Raw genomic sequence first — 16188 nt, forward strand, 5'->3', positions numbered from 1 at the left:
TCAGACGTCGATGCGCGACCGGTCCAGGGTCGCCGCCGAGTTGGTGATGAACTCCTTACGGGGCGCGACCTCATTGCCCATGAGCAGGTCGAAGGCGCGCTCGGCGGCCTCCAGGTCGCTGATGTTGATGCGCCGCAGGGTGCGGTGGCGCGGGTCCATCGTGGTCTCCGCGAGCTGGTCGGCGTCCATCTCACCGAGACCCTTGTAGCGCTGGATGCCGTCCTTGTAGCGGATCTCCCGGCGCTGGAGGTCCAGCAGGGTCTCCTGGAGCTCCTGGTCGGAGTAGGTGTAGAGGTACTTGCTCTGCCCCCGCTTGGGGTTCACCAGCTCCACCCGGTGCAGCGGCGGCACCGCCGAGAAGACCCGTCCCTGCTCGACCATCGGCCGCATATAGCGCTGGAAGAGGGTCAGCAGCAGACAGCGGATGTGGGCGCCGTCGACATCGGCGTCGGCGAGGAAGATGACCTTGCCGTAGCGCGCCTGGTCGATGTCGAAGGTCCGGCCCGATCCGGCCCCTATCACCTGGATGATCGCACCGCACTCGGCGTTCTTGAGCATGTCGGAGACCGACGACTTCTGCACGTTGAGGATCTTGCCGCGGATCGGCAGCAGCGCCTGGAACTCGGAGTTCCGGGCCAGCTTGGCCGTGCCCAGCGCCGAGTCCCCCTCGACGATGAACAGCTCGCTGCGGCCCACGTCGTCACTGCGGCAGTCGGCCAGCTTCGCGGGCAGCGAGGAGGACTCCAGCGCGGTCTTACGGCGCTGCGCCTCTTTGTGCTGACGGGCCGCGATGCGCGTACGGGCCGCGGCCACGACCTTCTCCAGGACGGCGCGGGCCTGCTGCTTGGCATCCCGCTTGGAGGAGGTCAGGAACGCCTTGAGCTCCTTGGAGACCACATTGGCCACGATGCGGGAGGCCGCCGAGGTGCCCAGCACCTCCTTGGTCTGCCCCTCGAACTGCGGCTCCGCCAGCCTTACGGTCACCACCGCCGTCAGGCCCTCCATGGCGTCGTCCTTGACGACGTCGTCCTCGGCGACCCGCAGCAGCTTGGTGGCGCGCAGCGCCTCGTTCACGGTCCTGGTGATCGAGCGCTCGAAGCCGGAGACGTGGGTGCCGCCCTTGGGGGTGGCGATGATGTTGACGAAGGACTTGACGGTCGAGTCGTAGCCGGTGCCCCAGCGCAGCGCGATGTCCACGCCCAGCTCACGGGTGACCTCGGTCGGGTTCATGTGACCGCGCTCGTCGAGGACCGGCACGGTTTCCTTGAAGGTGCCCTGCCCGGACAGCCGCAGCACATCGCAGACGGCCTTGTCCTGGGCGAGGTACTCGCAGAACTCGCTGATCCCCCCGTCGTAGCGGAAGGTCTCCTCGACCGGCCCCTCCTGCCCCTCCAGGCCCCGCTCGTCCCGGACCACCAGGGTGAGCCCCGGCACCAGGAACGCGGTCTGCCGGGCGCGCGCGTACAGCGTCTCCACGGAGAGCTTGGCGTCCTTGAGGAAGATCTGGCGGTCCGCCCAGTAGCGGATGCGGGTGCCGGTGCGGGTCTTGGGGACCCTCTTGCCCTTGAGGAGGCCGCTGGACGGGTCGAACGGGGCGTCCGGCCCGGATTCGGTGAAGATCCCGGGGACGCCGCGGCGGAAGCTGATCGCGTGGGTCCTGCCGTGGAGGTCCACCTCAACGTCGAGACGGGCGGACAGCGCGTTCACCACGGAGGCGCCGACGCCGTGCAGACCGCCGGAGGCCGCGTACGCGCCGCCGCCGAACTTTCCGCCGGCGTGCAGCTTGGTCATCACGACCTCGACGCCGGACAGCCCCGTCTTGGGCTCGACGTCCACCGGGATCCCCCGGCCGTTGTCCCGCACCTCCACGGATCCGTCGTCGTGGAGGATCACCTCGATGTGATCGCAGAAGCCACCCAGGGCCTCGTCCACCGAGTTGTCGATGATCTCCCAGAGGCAGTGCATGAGACCGCGGCTGTCGGTGGAGCCGATGTACATGCCGGGGCGCTTGCGCACCGCCTCGAGCCCCTCGAGGACGAGAAGGTGCCGCGCGGTGTAGTTACCGCCGCCCCGGTCTGCTCCGGTCAGCAGCGCAGTGGACGGCACGGACGTGTCGGCGGTCACGCGGTTCGCTCCTCGCTGAATTTCTGGTTGGCCCGACTGTGGGCACGATGGTGGCATGGTCGCCCGTCAGAGCGTACCGAGGCTTGATAGAGCCTTTGTGCCGCCACCCGTTGAAACGTCCATGCTAGTCGCACCGGCCACCGTTTCGCTCGTACGTTCGATAGGTCACGGCGGTGCCACACACATCACGTTCCCTTTCAGGCATGAACCATTTAGGCTCCGGGCACGTCCTCATTCACAACCGGCAACCCAGCCGGGAGGGCAAACCAGACAATCGACGCGAAGCATCAAAGCTAGGCAATACGGCTCATTCGCCGCCAAACGTCACCATCCGGCCTACTCAGAAGCAACTTTTGGGAAAAAGCCACGAGCGGGAACGATTTCAGGCTGGTTGGATGTTGACCCTGGTACGACAGCTCGTCGAGCTAGAGAAGAGGCGACGTGACTACTGTTCTGACCCCCGCGAGCCCGTTGACGGCCGCTGACCGCTGCGATCGCTGCGGCGCCCAGGCGTACCTGCGCGTCGTGCTGATCAGCGGTGGTGAACTGCTCTTCTGTGCCCACCACGGGCGCAAGTTCGAGCCGGAACTCAAGAAGATCGCCGCGGAAATACAGGACGAGACCGAGCGACTCACGGCCGTTCCGGCGTCCGCGTCCGAAGACGAACGCTGACGCCTCATACCCACGACGACGAGCGACGCCGGCCCAGGGCCGGAATCCCGGGCGGTCTGCCCCTGAGCGGGGCGGCCGCCCACGCTCGTATCGTGGGTCTTTCGGGACTTTCGGCATGACCCAAGGGCCCTGCGGAACTCGCTCCGGGGCCCCTTCCAGGCCCTTCCACGGGCGCCCCCGGGCTCGGCGTCAGCCATGGGCGGCCACCAGACCGGCCACCGAAGAGATCCTCGTGTAGACGCCGGGCCGCCCCGCCACGGCGCATCCACTCCCCCAGGACACCAGGCCCACCAGCCGTCCCCGGACCACCAGAGGCCCTCCGCTGTCCCCCTGACAGGCGTCCCGCCCCCCGTCCGGGAGCCCGGCGCAGACCATGGAGCGCTGGTCGTAGTCCCCCTCCGCATTGCCCGGATAGGCGCTTTCACAGACGCTGTCGGCCAGCACCCGGACCGTCGCGGTGCGCAGCGACGAGGCATAGGTGCCATCGCCCTCCGTATCGCCCCAGCCGTACACGGCGGCCCGCTCACCCGGCCGGTACGCCTGGTCGCCGGTGCCCGCCATGCGGATGGTGTAGGCCGCGGGCACCGCGACCCCCAGGGTGAGCACCGCGATGTCCCCGGCCCGGTTGTCGCCCTCGTAGGCCGGATTGACCCAGACCCGCGCGAGCGGGTACTCCACCCCGTCCTTCTTCCGCAGGTCGTTGCGGCCGATGATCACCTTCAGGTCCCGTACCTCCTGCCAGTCCTTGCCGAGCACCCCACGGCTCAGACAGTGGGCCGCCGTGACGACCGTTGTGGGGCCCACCACCGCCCCGCCACAGAACTGGCCCGACCTCTTGTCCCCGAAGAGCGCACGGCTGGCCACGGCCACCGTCCAGGGCGCCTCGACCGTACGGGCCGGATGCCCGCCGATCACCACACGGTCGGCCGTCGCCGGAGCGGGTGCGGTGAGCACTATCGCGAGTGCGGCGGCCAGCGGCACCGCCAGGGCGATGAGGAGAGAGCGGGGCGACCTGGGCATGCGGCCTCCTGACCATACGGAGCAAGACGCATACTCAGCGTTACCCCCTCTGTCGCGAAGCGCATCCCGAGTGGGCCAAGCGGGGAACATGACCACGGAACATGACCCCGCGCAGCACGAAGGCCGGGCTCCCCCGGAGGGAGCCCGGCCTTCGTGCTGTACCGCTTCGCTATGAGGCGGCGGTCCGCATCATCAGTCCAGGTAGTCGCGGAGGACCTGGGAGCGGGACGGGTGGCGCAGCTTCGACATCGTCTTGGACTCGATCTGACGGATGCGCTCACGCGTCACGCCGTAGACCTTGCCGATCTCGTCGAGGGTCTTCGGCTGACCGTCAGTGAGGCCGAAGCGCATCGAGACCACGCCCGCCTCGCGCTCGCTGAGCGTGTCGAGCACGGAGTGCAGCTGCTCCTGCAGCAGGGTGAAGCTGACCGCGTCGGCCGGGACGACCGCCTCGGAGTCCTCGATGAGGTCACCGAACTCGCTGTCGCCGTCCTCGCCCAGCGGGGTGTGCAGCGAGATCGGCTCACGGCCGTACTTCTGGACCTCGATGACCTTCTCGGGGGTCATGTCGAGCTCCTTGGCCAGCTCCTCCGGGGTGGGCTCACGGCCCAGGTCCTGGAGCATCTGGCGCTGGACGCGCGCCAGCTTGTTGATGACCTCGACCATGTGCACCGGGATACGGATGGTGCGGGCCTGGTCGGCCATGGCGCGGGTGATCGCCTGACGGATCCACCAGGTGGCGTACGTGGAGAACTTGTAGCCCTTGGTGTAGTCGAACTTCTCGACCGCGCGGATCAGACCGAGGTTGCCCTCCTGGATGAGGTCCAGGAAGAGCATGCCGCGGCCCGTGTAGCGCTTGGCCAGCGAGACCACCAGACGGAGGTTGGCCTCCAGGAGGTGGTTCTTGGCGCGGCGGCCGTCCTCGGCGATGATCTCCAGCTCGCGCTTGAGCTTGGGGGCCAGCTTGTCGGCGTTGGCGAGCTTGTCCTCGGCGAACAGACCGGCCTCGATGCGCTTGGCGAGCTCGACCTCCTGCTCGGCGTTGAGCAGCGGGACCTTGCCGATCTGCTTGAGGTAGTCCTTGACCGGGTCGGCCGTGGCACCGGCCGCGGCGACCTGCTGCGCGGGGGCGTCGTCCTCGTCCTCGTCAGAGAGCACGAAGCCCGCGTTCTCCGGCTCGGCCTCGGCGCCCTCGGGGCCGGGCTTGCCCGGTGCCTCCTCGATGACGTCCTCGCCCTCGAGGAGCTCGTCGGTGACGTCCTTCTTGGCGGTGGTCTTCTTCGCGACCGTCTTCTTGGCGGCGGCGGTGGTCTTCTTGGCGACCGTCTTCTTGGCGACCGTCTTCTTGGCGGCGGCCTTCTTCGCGGGGGCCGCCGTGGCCTCACCGGCCGGGGCAGCGCCCGGGTCCGCGGTGGGAGCGGCCGGGGCGGCGGGGGCCTTCTTGGCGGTGACCGTCTTGGCCGCGACAGTCTTGGTGGCGGTGCGCTTTGCCGGGCTCTTCGCTGCGACGCTCTTGCGGGTGCGCTTGGGCGCCTCTGCGGCACTGACCATCAGCGTCACACCCTCCTCGTCGAGGATCTGGTTGAGGCTGCGCAGTACGTTCTTCCACTGGGTTGGCGGAATCTGGTCAGCCTCGAAGGCCCGGCGCACATCGTCGCCGGCGATCTGCCCCTCAGCCTTTCCCCGCTCGATGAGCGCCATGACAGACTCCGACTCGGCGATCTCCGGCGGGAGCGTACGGGATGTGCTGGCCGACACGAACAACCTCTCGGAACGTTGGAAACGGCTTCCGGCTCAGTCCACTGGGGACCGGAGCCGACGACCGCCGGCAGGGATGAACCGACGGCGCGGGCGGAGTGCGGAGGTGTACAGCGTTATGAGCGACATCCGTATTCCCTCCGCGGCTGCCACCTCTTTAATCATCGCGCTGCCCCAAAGAGCGTTACGCCCAATACTCGTGGCCCGAGTCACACCCCATAACGGTCTTAATGCCCATCCAACGGGACAGAAAACTCCCAGTCGCGCACCGATGGGAGTCGGACGGCGCTGATCGATCAGATCGCGCCGCGCCGCCGAACCCGCGACGCGGGATCCGGCGACGCCCTCTCGTACGCCGTACGGCATCCATCGGGCCGGAACTCGCCGCCCACTGGCACCGCCTTGCCGTACGTCGTACACAGCACGCTCCGGACACCCGGCGGTCCGGGCGGCCGGACGCGCCGCGGATCAGTGCTCGCGCGGCGCGGGCACCCCGACCTCGGCATGATCGAGATCCGGGTGGACGGTCAGCAGCTGGCGCATCGCCGCCTCGGCCGCCACGGCGTCACCCTCGCCGATCGCCTCGACGATCCGGCGGTGGTGGGCGACCCCCGCCTCGGTGAGGCGGTCGCAGCCGGAGACCGGGGCCCCGGAGACATGGAGCGCGGCGGCGACGATGCCCGCCAGGTGCTCCAGCATCCGATTGCCCCCGACCTGGAGCAGCAGCCCGTGGAACTCGGCGTCGGCGCGGGAGAAGGTGAGGGCGTCACCCTGTGCCAGCGCATGGTTCATGATCTCGACCATGTCGCCGAGCCGCTGCTGCACCTCCTCGCGGCCGTGCCCGGCGGCGAGGCGGGCGGCCAGCGGCTCGATGGTCCAGCGCAGCTCGCACAGCTCGCGGCGCTGGCCGTCGCGCTGTGGACCGAAGGCGCGCCACTCGATGATGTCCGGATCGAGCAGATTCCAGTCGCTGACCGGGCGGACCCGGGTGCCCACATTGGGGCGGGCGCTGACGAGGCCCTTTGCCTCGAGGACGCGCAGCGATTCCCGCACGACGGTGCGGGAGACCTCGAAGCGCTGACCGATCTCCTCGGGGACGAGCGGACGGTCCGCGCCCAGGTCACCGGAGACGATCATCTGGCCCAGCTGCTGAACGAGTTGGCCGTGCAGCCCGCGGCCCCGGTTGCCGGCCGCGCGTCGGCCCACCCGGCCGATCTCCGCCTCGGCACCGTCCCAGGAGGAGGGGGCGCTGCCGCGGTCGGCGCCGGGGGCTTCGGCGTAGGTGTAGCGGTCAAGCTCGCCCGAACCGGCCAGGCCGGAGTCGGCGGGGCGAGCCGCGGTCATCGTGGTGTGCGCAAGGGTACTCACGCATCCTTTGTCGGCGACGCCTCGGAAGCCCTTGAGGTCTTTGGTGAAAAGCACACGAAAGGGTGATCGCCCATTACCTCATAATTGACGCTCAATCGGACAGAAAGAAGCACCTTCGGGGAGTTGCGAGCAGTTCGCGCGATGGCTGTGCGAATCCGCTTCGGGCCTGATCCACTGGCTCGGTACGGGGCCGGGCGACCTCCGGACCGAGCGGGCGGCGAGGTGGGGGGTCGTCGGAGCGGGCGGGCGTCGGAGCGTGCGGTCGGGCGGTCGACGGCGCGGGGCGGGTGCTACTGGCGGGTGCTCTTACCGCGCAGACCGGTGAGGGCGTAGGCGCACAGCAGGACGGCCACCGACAACATCAGCGCCTGTCCGACCGGTTGGGACGCGAGCCGCAGCGCGACCGCCAGCCCTCGGTCGATCATGGAGGGTGACCGGTCCAGCGTCGCCGCGCGCAGCCGGTGGGGCAGCATGACCAGCGAACGCAGCGACGGGTCCTGCGCCGCGCGCTGGACGACGGGCACCGCGAGGATCGGCACGGCGAGCAGGGTGGCCAGCCCGAGCGCGGTGGAACGGAAGACGCCGGCGGCGAGCAGCCCGGCCCACGACGAGCCGATGGTCAGGCCGAAGACGCCGACCACCAGCGCGGGCCAGTCGCCCGGCAGCGGTACCGCGTTGCCGCCCACGAGCAGCAGGAGCGCCGCGCTGTCGAGCACGATGACGCCGAGCGACAGCAGGACGGCACCGGCCGCGCAGACCGCGAATTTCGCGGCCAGCAGCCCGAGTCGGCGGGGCACGGCGTCCCGGGCCGCGGCCAGTGCCGGAAAGCGGAACTCGTCGCCGAAGGCGAGGGCGCCCAGGAGACCGGCCGCGATGGCGACGGGAGGCAGCGGGAGGTCGGCGGGCCAGCCGGTGAGCCGGTGCAGCTCCCCGGCGTCACCGGCGCGGGCGAGCAGCACGGAGGCGAGGAGCGAGGCCACGATGGAGGCGACGCCGATCAGCCAGCCGGTCCGTACGCCGGTGGCGCGGCGCACCTCGTAGCGCATCGGCCAGGCGGGGCCGGGGAAGCGGAGCCTGGGGAGCAGCCGCAGTGGGGGCGCCTCGGGGTCGCGGGCACGGGCGGCCGCGGGAGTCCCCGGGCCCAGATCGGCGGTCTCCTCGACCAGCCGGTGGACCACGATGCCGTGGCGATAGGCGGTCTCCCCGACGGAGGCGGGGGACAGGCCGTAGACGGAGATGTGGGTCTCGTCGTCCCGCACCACGGAGAACGGGTCGGCGGGCGCGGCGACCAGTTCCTCCTCGGCCTCGGTCCCGACTCCGATCCCGGCTGCGACACCGACCCCGGTCCGCGTGTGAGCCGCTTCGGCGCCGGGCGCGTCGGTGTCGGTGGCGGGGGCGGGGATGGCGGCGGGGGCGGAGGCGGGGGCAGCCTTGTCCGCCGGGTTTGCCGGGTCTGCCTTGTTGGCCTTGTCGTTGGCCGTCTTGTCGTTGGCCGCGGCTTCCGCGGCGGCCTTCTTCGCCTCGGCCCCGGCGGCGGAACCCCGGGTGGCGAACTGGGCCTTCCTGACCTTGCGCCAGATCGCCCTCTTCCTGACCTTGGGCCCGGCGCTCTCGGCCTTGACGACGTCGCCCCTGTCGGCCACGTCGGGCTGGGCGGCGTCGGCGGCCTGGGCAGCCTCGGCCTTGGCCGCGAGCTCGGCCGCTGCCCGGGCCTCCTCCGCCGCCTGGGCCTCGGCCAACTTCCGGGCGGCCTCGACCTCCTCCTCCAGGACGGCGGCGAGGCGGCCGACGAGCGGCGAATGGACGACGACACGCGGACGCAGCCGGGTGCGGGCGAACTCGTCCACCGGCTGATCGGCCACCAGCCGCCCCGATTCCAGGGTGAGCACCTGGTCCGCGAGGCGGATCACACCCTCGGCGTCCTCGGTGGCGACGAGGACGGCACCACCCTGAGCGGCGAATTGGCGCAGCAGCCCGTAGAGCCAGGCGGTCTCCCGGGCCGACAGGCCCCGTGCGGGCTCGTCGAGGACCAGGGTGTGCGGGTCTCCGAGCAGTGCGGTGGCGATCCCGAGACGGCGCTCCGCCCCGGTGGACAGATCACCGAGACGCTCGTCCGCCAGATCGGTGAGGCCAACCACATCGAGCACGACATCGGCGCGTGCGGCGGGCACCCCGGCCGCGGCACCGAGCATCCTCAGATGCCCCCGCACGGTGCGGCCCGGGTGGCCAGGGACGTCCTCGAGGAGAACGCCGATCTCATGAGCCGGGCGCCGGATGCGGTGCAGGGGGCGGCCCCGGAAGAAGGCGGAGCCATGGCCCCGGTCGAGCTGCAGCAGAAGCCGCAGCGCGGTGGTCTTGCCCGCGCCGGGGCCGCCGACCAGTGCGGTGACCCGGCCCGCCGGGGCCTCGAAGGTGAGGTCGTCGACAACGGGCGGATGGTTGCGGCGGGGGGTGCTGGTCAGTCCGGTGGCCTGGATCATGGCTTCTCCCGCGGGGCATGGAACCGCTCGATGGCACGTGGGGACTGGTGGCGTACCGAAGAACGGTAACCCGCTATGTCCTATTTCTTCAGGACATAGCACTCCCGGGGAGTCGTCGTGTCATGGCCCGTCACACCTCGGGACGAAGCATGGGCGGATTGAGCAGCGTCGCCCCTCCGGCCCGGAACAGCTGGGCGGGACGGCCACCCTGACGGGTCGTCGTACCGCCGGTGGGCACCAGGAATCCCGGGGTCCCGGTGACCTTGCGGTGGAAGTTGCGCGGGTCCAGGGCCACGCCCCACACCGCCTCGTACACCCGGCGCAGCTCGCCGACCGTGAACTCCTGCGGACAGAAGGCGATGGCCAGCGAGGAGTACTCGATCTTGGAGCGGGCGCGCTCGACCCCGTCCGCGAGGATGCGGGCATGGTCGAAGGCAAGGGGGGCGGCCAGCTCGCTGTCGCGCCCGAAGGCCCCGTCCTGGTCGAGCAGCGACTCGACCGGCGCCCAGCGCACGCTGTGCGCGTCGCCCCCGGCCCGGGGCGCGGGCAGATCGGGCGCCAGCGCGAGATGCGCCACGCTGACCACGCGCATCCGGGGGTCCCGCTTCGGATCACCGTAGGTGGCGAGCTGCTCGAGATGGGCGGCGTTCGGCGGGACCGGAAGCGTGGGCTCATGGGCGAGCAGCCCGGTCTCCTCGGCCAACTCCCTGGCAGCGGCGACGGCGAGATCCTCATCGGGCCGCACGAACCCACCGGGCAGCGCCCACCGCCCCTTGAAGGGCGGCTCCCCACGGCGAACGGCCAGCGCACACAGCGAATGCCGCCGTACGGTGAGCACGACCAGATCAACGGTGACGGCGAATGCCGGAAAAGCCGACGGGTCGTAGGGCATGACGCGATCATAGTCGTCTGCCTGACGATAATCAGGCTCTTGAGCATGATCACCGATGTTCGTGAAATCGCTCTCTCAAGCGCTCGCCTGCACGATTGCCACACCCCCTTCCGAATCCCCCGACCCGCGCCGCGCCCGCGAACCACCACTCCTCAGCCCACTCCCTGCCGCCCACCGCCCGCTCCCGGCCCCCGCGCCTCGGCCCATTTCCCTTGCCGCCCACCTACCGCCCCCTGGCCGCCGGACCTCAGCACATCCGCCTGCCGCCCATCGGCTGCCTCCGGGCCGCGGGTCTTGGGCCCGAGCCGTCCAGGGGATCGGGATCCCCGAGGGCAACCCGCCGGCCGCTCCTGGCCCCCGCGCCAGGGCTCCCCCGGCCGGGTCAGCGGCGGCTGCGCGTACCCCGGCCGCCGGTGCGGCGCCGGGGGCGCGGCCGTCCTTCCGGGCGGCGCCTGCCACCCGGGGCGCTCGCCCCGGCCGAGCCGCTCCTGCCGCCCGGGCCCGCCGCCCCGCTCGGCCGCTCCCGCGCCGACTGCCGCTCCCTCTGGCCTTCCGCCTTCCCCGATTCCTCCGCTTCCTCCAACTCCTCCGCTTCCACGCGGGCGGCCGACTCGGTGGGCTCAGCCGACTCGGTGGGGTCAGCCGTCTCGGCCGGTCCGTCCGTTTCCATGGCCGTTTCGACCGGGACTCCGGCCGCCCCCAGCGGCTCGGCGGCAGCCAAGTCGCCGAGCCGCTCCAGCTCCGCGTGCACCGCGGCGTGCACGGCGCGGTCGGCCCGGTCGGCCCGGTCGGAGCGCTCGGAGTCCTCTCGGCGCAGGCATTGACGCAGCAGCTTCGGGTGGACCCCCTCGTTGCACGCCTGGTGCAACAACCTCGCGAAGAGGTAGTCGGGGTCGACTCGCAGGGCACGGCCGAGCGCCACCCGTGCCATGAGCTCATCACCCGCCGACCAGGCGACCCACCCCGCCAGGGTGAGCGGCGCCGCCGCATGCTCCCCGTAGGAGCCGACACAGCGACGGGCCAGCGCGCGCCACAGCCGCAGCGCCGCGTCGGCGTCCGCTTCCTCCATCCACCCGGCCACCCGGTCCCGGGTCCGCCGGTCCTGCAGCCCGATGATCATCGCCGCCGCCTCCCGGTCGTCGAGCAGACCGTCATCGCGGAGATCGGCCGCGCAGGCGTCGGCGACCGGCGGCGCGGCCTGGAACGTGTCCAGCGTCCGGCCCACCAGACCGAGGGTTTGCGCACACACCGTCGCGGAGCCGGCGCCGTCCAGAATCCTCGGCACGAGCTCGGCCCCGGCCGCGTCCAGCGCCCGCTCCTGACCATCGGCCCGGGGCCCGCCGAGCGGGGTCAGCCTGGCCTCCATCTCGCGCAGCGAGCCGCGCACCTGGACCCCCGCGAACGTCGCCGCCGCGGCCATGACCGAGGTGCCGGGCAGGGCGAGCGGAACGCCTTCCGGCGGACAGCAGCGCCGGTCGGGGCAGACATATGACCAGAAGCGGCCGCCGGAGATGCACAGCGCCTCGAACACCGGCACCTCCAAACCGCCGCACGCGATGCGCAGCCGCTGGGCGAGGGGCCGCAGCCGCTCCATCGCCTCCTGCGCGGACTCTCCCTCGGCCGGCTCCTGGCACAGGAACAGAACGACCCCGTCCGGCCGCACGCCACGCCGCTCGCTGCCGCTGATCAGGCATTCGGCGAGCTGATCGCAGACCTCGGGCCACTCCTCCGGGACCCGGGGAATGCCGAGCCTGAGCCTGCCGCCGAACCGGCCGCGGGCGCCGTGCAGCGCGATCATCACAATGCTGTCGTCCGGCTGGAAGCCCAGGACATACGGCAGGGCATCGGCGAGCTCGGCCGGGCTGCGGAGGGTGACCTGCTCTTCGCCGGGCAGACCGGCCGCTTCGTTGTGTCGAGTCATGGCCCGACGGTCCCTCAGCCCCGCCGACCCCGCCACCCCTGTGGATAACGTTATCCACAGGCCGCCGGGGGCGTTGGCGCGATGTCGGTGGGATCGGGTTGCATGGGGGCATGAGCGACGAAGACCTGCGCCTCTCGGCCGACCGCGTCCTGGCCCGCCTCGTCGGGGACACCACCGGCACCGCCCGGCTCCGGGAGGATCAATGGCGGGCGATCGAGGCGCTGGTCGCCGAGCGCCGCCGGGCACTGGTCGTGCAGCGCACCGGCTGGGGCAAGTCGGCGGTGTATTTCGTCGCCACCGCGCTGCTGCGTGAGCGCGGCAGCGGTCCCACCGTGATCGTCTCCCCGCTGCTGGCGCTGATGCGCAACCAGGTCGACGCCGCCGCGCGCGCCGGTATCCACGCCCGCACGATCAATTCCGCGAACACCGAGGAGTGGGACACCATCCAGGCGGAGGTGGCCGCGGGCGAGGTGGATGTGCTGCTGGTGAGCCCGGAGCGGCTCAACAACCCCGACTTCCGCGACCAGGTGCTGCCCCAGCTCGCCGCCGCCACCGGCCTGCTGGTGGTCGACGAGGCACACTGCATCTCCGACTGGGGCCATGACTTCCGGCCCGACTACCGCAGGCTGCGCACCATGCTCGCCGATCTGCCCCAGGGCGTGCCCGTGCTCGCCACCACCGCGACCGCGAACGCGCGGGTCACCGCCGATGTGGCCGAGCAGCTGGGCACGGGCGAAGGAGCCGGGCGGGCGCTGGTGCTGCGCGGCCCGCTGGACCGGGAAAGCCTGCGGCTGGGTGTGCTGCCGCTGCCGGACGCCGCGCATCGGCTCGCCTGGCTCGCCGACCACCTGGATGAGCTGCCGGGCTCCGGGATCATCTACACCCTCACCGTCGCCGCGGCCGAGGAGGTGACCGCGTTCCTGCGGCAGCGCGGCCACACCGTCGCGTCGTACACCGGCAAGACGGAGAACGCGGATCGCCAGCAGGCCGAGGAGGACCTGCTGGCCAACCGGGTCAAGGCGCTGGTCGCCACCTCGGCGCTGGGCATGGGCTTCGACAAGCCGGACCTCGGCTTCGTGGTGCATCTCGGTTCGCCGTCCTCCCCCATCGCCTACTACCAGCAGGTCGGGCGCGCCGGGCGCGGTGTGGAGCACGCCGAGGTGCTGCTCCTTCCCGGCCGCGAGGACGAGGCGATCTGGCGGTATTTCGCCTCGCTCGCCTTCCCGCCCGAGGAGCAGGTGCGCCGCACGCTCGACGTGCTCGCGGCGTCGGACCGGCCGGTGTCGCTGCCCGCGCTCGAGCCCCAGGTCGAGCTGCGGCGGTCGCGTCTGGAGATCATGCTCAAGGTGCTCGACGTGGACGGCGCGGTGCGGCGGGTGCGCGGCGGCTGGACCGCCACCGGGCAGCCCTGGGCGTATGACGCGGAGCGGTATGCGTGGGTGGCGCGCCAGCGGGAGACCGAGCAGCAGGCCATGCGGGAGTACGCCACGACGGCCGACTGCCGGATGGAGTTCCTGCGGCGGCAGCTGGACGACGAGAAGGCGGCGCCCTGTGGCCGCTGTGACAACTGCGCGGGGGCGCGGTTCACCACCGAGGTGTCCGCCGCCGCGCTGGACGCGGCGCGCGGTGAGCTGGGGCGCCCCGGTGTCGAGGTGGAGCCGCGCCGTATGTGGCCGACCGGGCTGCCCGCGGTGGGCGTCGACCTCAAGGGCCGCATTCCGGCGGATGAGCAGGCCGCTCCGGGCCGGGCCCTGGGGCGTCTGTCCGACATCGGCTGGGGAAACCGGCTGCGGCCGCTGCTGGCCCCACAGAGCCCGGACGGGCCGGTGCCCGACGATGTGGCCGGTGCGGTGGTGACGGTGCTCGCCGACTGGGCCAAGGGCCCCGGCGGCTGGGCCTCGGGCGCGCCGGATGCCCCGGGCCGACCGGTGGGCGTGGTCACCATCGCCTCCCGCACCCGCCCCGAGCTGATCCGGTCACTGGGTGAACGGATCGCCGCCGTCGGCCGGTTGCCCCTGCTCGGGAGCGTCGCGTACCACGACGGCGAGATCGACACCCGAGTGCCGCGCACCAACAGCGCCCAGCGGCTGCGGGCGCTGCACGGCGCGCTGACCGTGCCGGCGCCGCTGGCGGCGGCCCTCGCCGAGGCGGGTGGACCGGTGCTGCTGGTGGACGACCTGGCGGACACCGGCTGGACCTTGGCCGTCGCCTCCCGACTGCTCCGCCGGTCCGGGGCGGCGGGGGTGTTTCCGCTGGTCCTCGCTGTGCAGGGGTAGGGAAGGCCGGGGCCGCGGCGGGGCGTGAACCGGCCAGGAATATAGAACGCACATCCAGGCAAAACGGTCGGTGGTGGCGACTGTGCATTGCCGCACGCGGGCGCTACCGCGAGAATTGTCAGCAGCTCCCCCGCCCCCGGTCCGGCCGTGGTACCGACGGGGCTGTGTCGTGGCCCGCGCCCGTGCCCGACCCTTCGCACGGACCGTGGGCGCAGACGAAGGGAGGACCGTGACCTTCGGCTTCGCTCCGCCACCGTCCGCCGATTCCGCTTCCCGAGCCGGCCGGATGCTCCAGCCCGCCGAGTGGGCGGCAGCGGGAATCCCGCTGCTGCGCAATCCGCGCGAGGTGGTCACCGGACTGCACATCCGCCATCTGCCCAGGCCCTCGACCGCCGTCGTCGCGGTCCTCGATCCGGACGAACGGCTCACGGCGAGCGCCTCGTTCGTCCGCCGCGGCGCTGCCGCCGTCGACGGCTGGGACTTCCGGAACGCGCTGCTGGCGCAGTTGCGCCGGGTGATCCCGCACGATCTGCGGCGCCGCACACCGATCCGCACCGCCGTGCTGCTCTACTGCCGCGAGGGCGAGAGCCGGTGGACGGAGGAGGACGGCGCCTGGATGTGGGGGCTGCGCGACGCCTGCACCCTGCACGGCCTGCGCTGCGGTGCGTACATCACGCTGACCCACGACGGATGGCGGGTCCTCGGCGAGGGGCGGGGCGGCCGTCGGCCGCACTCCGCTTCGCTGCCCACCGAGCTGGGCGTGGCCGTCGAGGACGACGGCGACGCCAAGGCGCTGCCACGGCCCCACCTCGGAGGGCGGCGCAAGGCACTGAGCCACTCCGCCGCCGTCTGACCGGTCGCGGGCCGCGCGGCCACCGGCCGTCCGGACGCCGGACAGCTCCGCCACAGGGGACAGAGACTGCCGGACACCGGGCGTTCGGGGACGTGCGGCCTCAGACGCCCGGGCCGATGAGGGTGTTGATGCGCTCCGGATCGCCGCAGACGATCAGCAGCGTCCCGGCCCGGCCCATCGCCTCGGGCAGCGCGCGGGCCACGGCGTCGTTCGCACCGCCGTTGACGGCGACGACCACGACCGGGCGGCCCTTGGCGCGGTCGGCATCCGCGCCGGCGTAGAAGACATCGTCTCCGGCGTCGTACTGCGCCCAGTAGGACGCCTCGCCGAAGGACAACTCATGTGCCGCCCAGGGATGCTGCTCCCCGGTGGTCAGCACCAGGATGTCACCAGGCGCCCGGCCGGAATCCAGCAGCAGGTCGACCGCCTCGTCCGCCGCGTCCAGGGCGCCGTCCACCGTGGCGGGGATCAGCTGGATCTGGGGCGTGGCCTTCGTGGCGGTGGGTGCGGCCTTGGCAGCCGAAGCCGCCGGGGCGGTCGGCACGGGCTTCGTCGCATCGCTCGTGGTGCGCTGCGACTGAGCCGACGAGGTTCCGGCGGAGCCACGGTTGGGACCGGGGCTTCCGGGCCGCCGCGGTGCGGGCCGGGGGCCGGGACCAGGGACAGGACGAGGGGTCGGCGCGGTACGGCCTACGGCCGGTGTCGCGCGGGGACCCGGGACACTCTCGTGAATCTGAGGCTCCTCGGGGATGAGAGGCATGGGCTGATGTCTATCAAACGTCGGTGCGAGTCGCATCGGCGGGTGGCGGTTTTGACCGCTTGGT

Annotated in this window: 11 protein-coding genes; 3 read left to right on the forward strand and 8 right to left on the reverse strand. The window is 71.8% G+C overall.

What is annotated here, in order from left to right; genetic code table 11:
* The gene (locus ACZ6TD_RS14725; RefSeq protein ID WP_471354214.1) at positions 1 to 2124 is read right to left on the reverse strand and encodes a DNA gyrase/topoisomerase IV subunit B; all 2124 of its coding nucleotides are present in this window, start codon (positions 2122 to 2124) and stop codon (positions 1 to 3) included.
* A gap of 441 nt (positions 2125 to 2565) precedes the next feature.
* On the opposite strand from ACZ6TD_RS14725, the gene ACZ6TD_RS14730 reads away from it, so the two are divergent.
* Entirely contained in the window at positions 2566 to 2796 is a 231-nt protein-coding gene (locus tag ACZ6TD_RS14730) for a DUF7455 domain-containing protein (RefSeq protein WP_037964812.1), read from the forward strand.
* 189 nt (positions 2797 to 2985) lie between these two features.
* Here ACZ6TD_RS14730 and ACZ6TD_RS14735 read toward each other — a convergent pair whose 3' ends face one another.
* The 6 genes from ACZ6TD_RS14735 to ACZ6TD_RS14760 form a co-directional block, all read right to left on the reverse strand.
* The gene (locus ACZ6TD_RS14735; protein ID WP_471354216.1) at positions 2986 to 3816 is read right to left on the reverse strand and encodes a S1 family peptidase; all 831 of its coding nucleotides are present in this window, start codon (positions 3814 to 3816) and stop codon (positions 2986 to 2988) included.
* Between the two features lie 192 nt (positions 3817 to 4008).
* Positions 4009 to 5574 carry an RNA polymerase sigma factor gene (locus ACZ6TD_RS14740; protein WP_471354218.1) on the reverse strand — a complete coding sequence of 522 codons (1566 nt, stop codon included), beginning with the start codon at positions 5572 to 5574 and terminating at the stop codon, positions 4009 to 4011.
* A gap of 468 nt (positions 5575 to 6042) precedes the next feature.
* Positions 6043 to 6996, reverse strand: a complete 954-nt coding sequence (locus tag ACZ6TD_RS14745; RefSeq protein WP_471354220.1) for a FadR/GntR family transcriptional regulator — start codon at positions 6994 to 6996, stop codon at positions 6043 to 6045.
* 236 nt (positions 6997 to 7232) lie between these two features.
* Positions 7233 to 9422, reverse strand: a complete 2190-nt coding sequence (locus ACZ6TD_RS14750; protein ID WP_471354221.1) for an ATP-binding cassette domain-containing protein — start codon at positions 9420 to 9422, stop codon at positions 7233 to 7235.
* Between the two features lie 130 nt (positions 9423 to 9552).
* Positions 9553 to 10314, reverse strand: coding sequence for an NUDIX hydrolase (locus ACZ6TD_RS14755; RefSeq protein WP_471354223.1), 762 nt, complete (start codon positions 10312 to 10314; stop codon positions 9553 to 9555).
* Positions 10315 to 10696: 382 nt separating this feature from the next.
* Positions 10697 to 12235 (reverse strand): DUF4192 domain-containing protein, encoded by a 1539-nt coding sequence (locus ACZ6TD_RS14760; RefSeq protein WP_471354225.1) that lies wholly within the window; start codon positions 12233 to 12235, stop codon positions 10697 to 10699.
* A 110-nt stretch (positions 12236 to 12345) separates the two neighbouring features.
* Here ACZ6TD_RS14760 and ACZ6TD_RS14765 point away from each other — a divergent pair, with 110 nt between their 5' ends.
* Both ACZ6TD_RS14765 and ACZ6TD_RS14770 read left to right on the forward strand, forming a co-directional pair.
* Positions 12346 to 14511 carry a RecQ family ATP-dependent DNA helicase gene (locus tag ACZ6TD_RS14765; protein ID WP_471354227.1) on the forward strand — a complete coding sequence of 722 codons (2166 nt, stop codon included), beginning with the start codon at positions 12346 to 12348 and terminating at the stop codon, positions 14509 to 14511.
* A gap of 229 nt (positions 14512 to 14740) precedes the next feature.
* Positions 14741 to 15364 carry a hypothetical protein gene (locus ACZ6TD_RS14770; RefSeq protein WP_471354229.1) on the forward strand — a complete coding sequence of 208 codons (624 nt, stop codon included), beginning with the start codon at positions 14741 to 14743 and terminating at the stop codon, positions 15362 to 15364.
* A 100-nt stretch (positions 15365 to 15464) separates the two neighbouring features.
* On the opposite strand, the gene ACZ6TD_RS14775 is transcribed toward ACZ6TD_RS14770, so the two are convergent.
* Positions 15465 to 16124 carry a hypothetical protein gene (locus ACZ6TD_RS14775; RefSeq protein ID WP_471354230.1) on the reverse strand — a complete coding sequence of 220 codons (660 nt, stop codon included), beginning with the start codon at positions 16122 to 16124 and terminating at the stop codon, positions 15465 to 15467.
* Positions 16125 to 16188 lie beyond the last annotated feature (64 nt).

This window comes from Streptomyces yongxingensis (assembly GCF_055597465.1).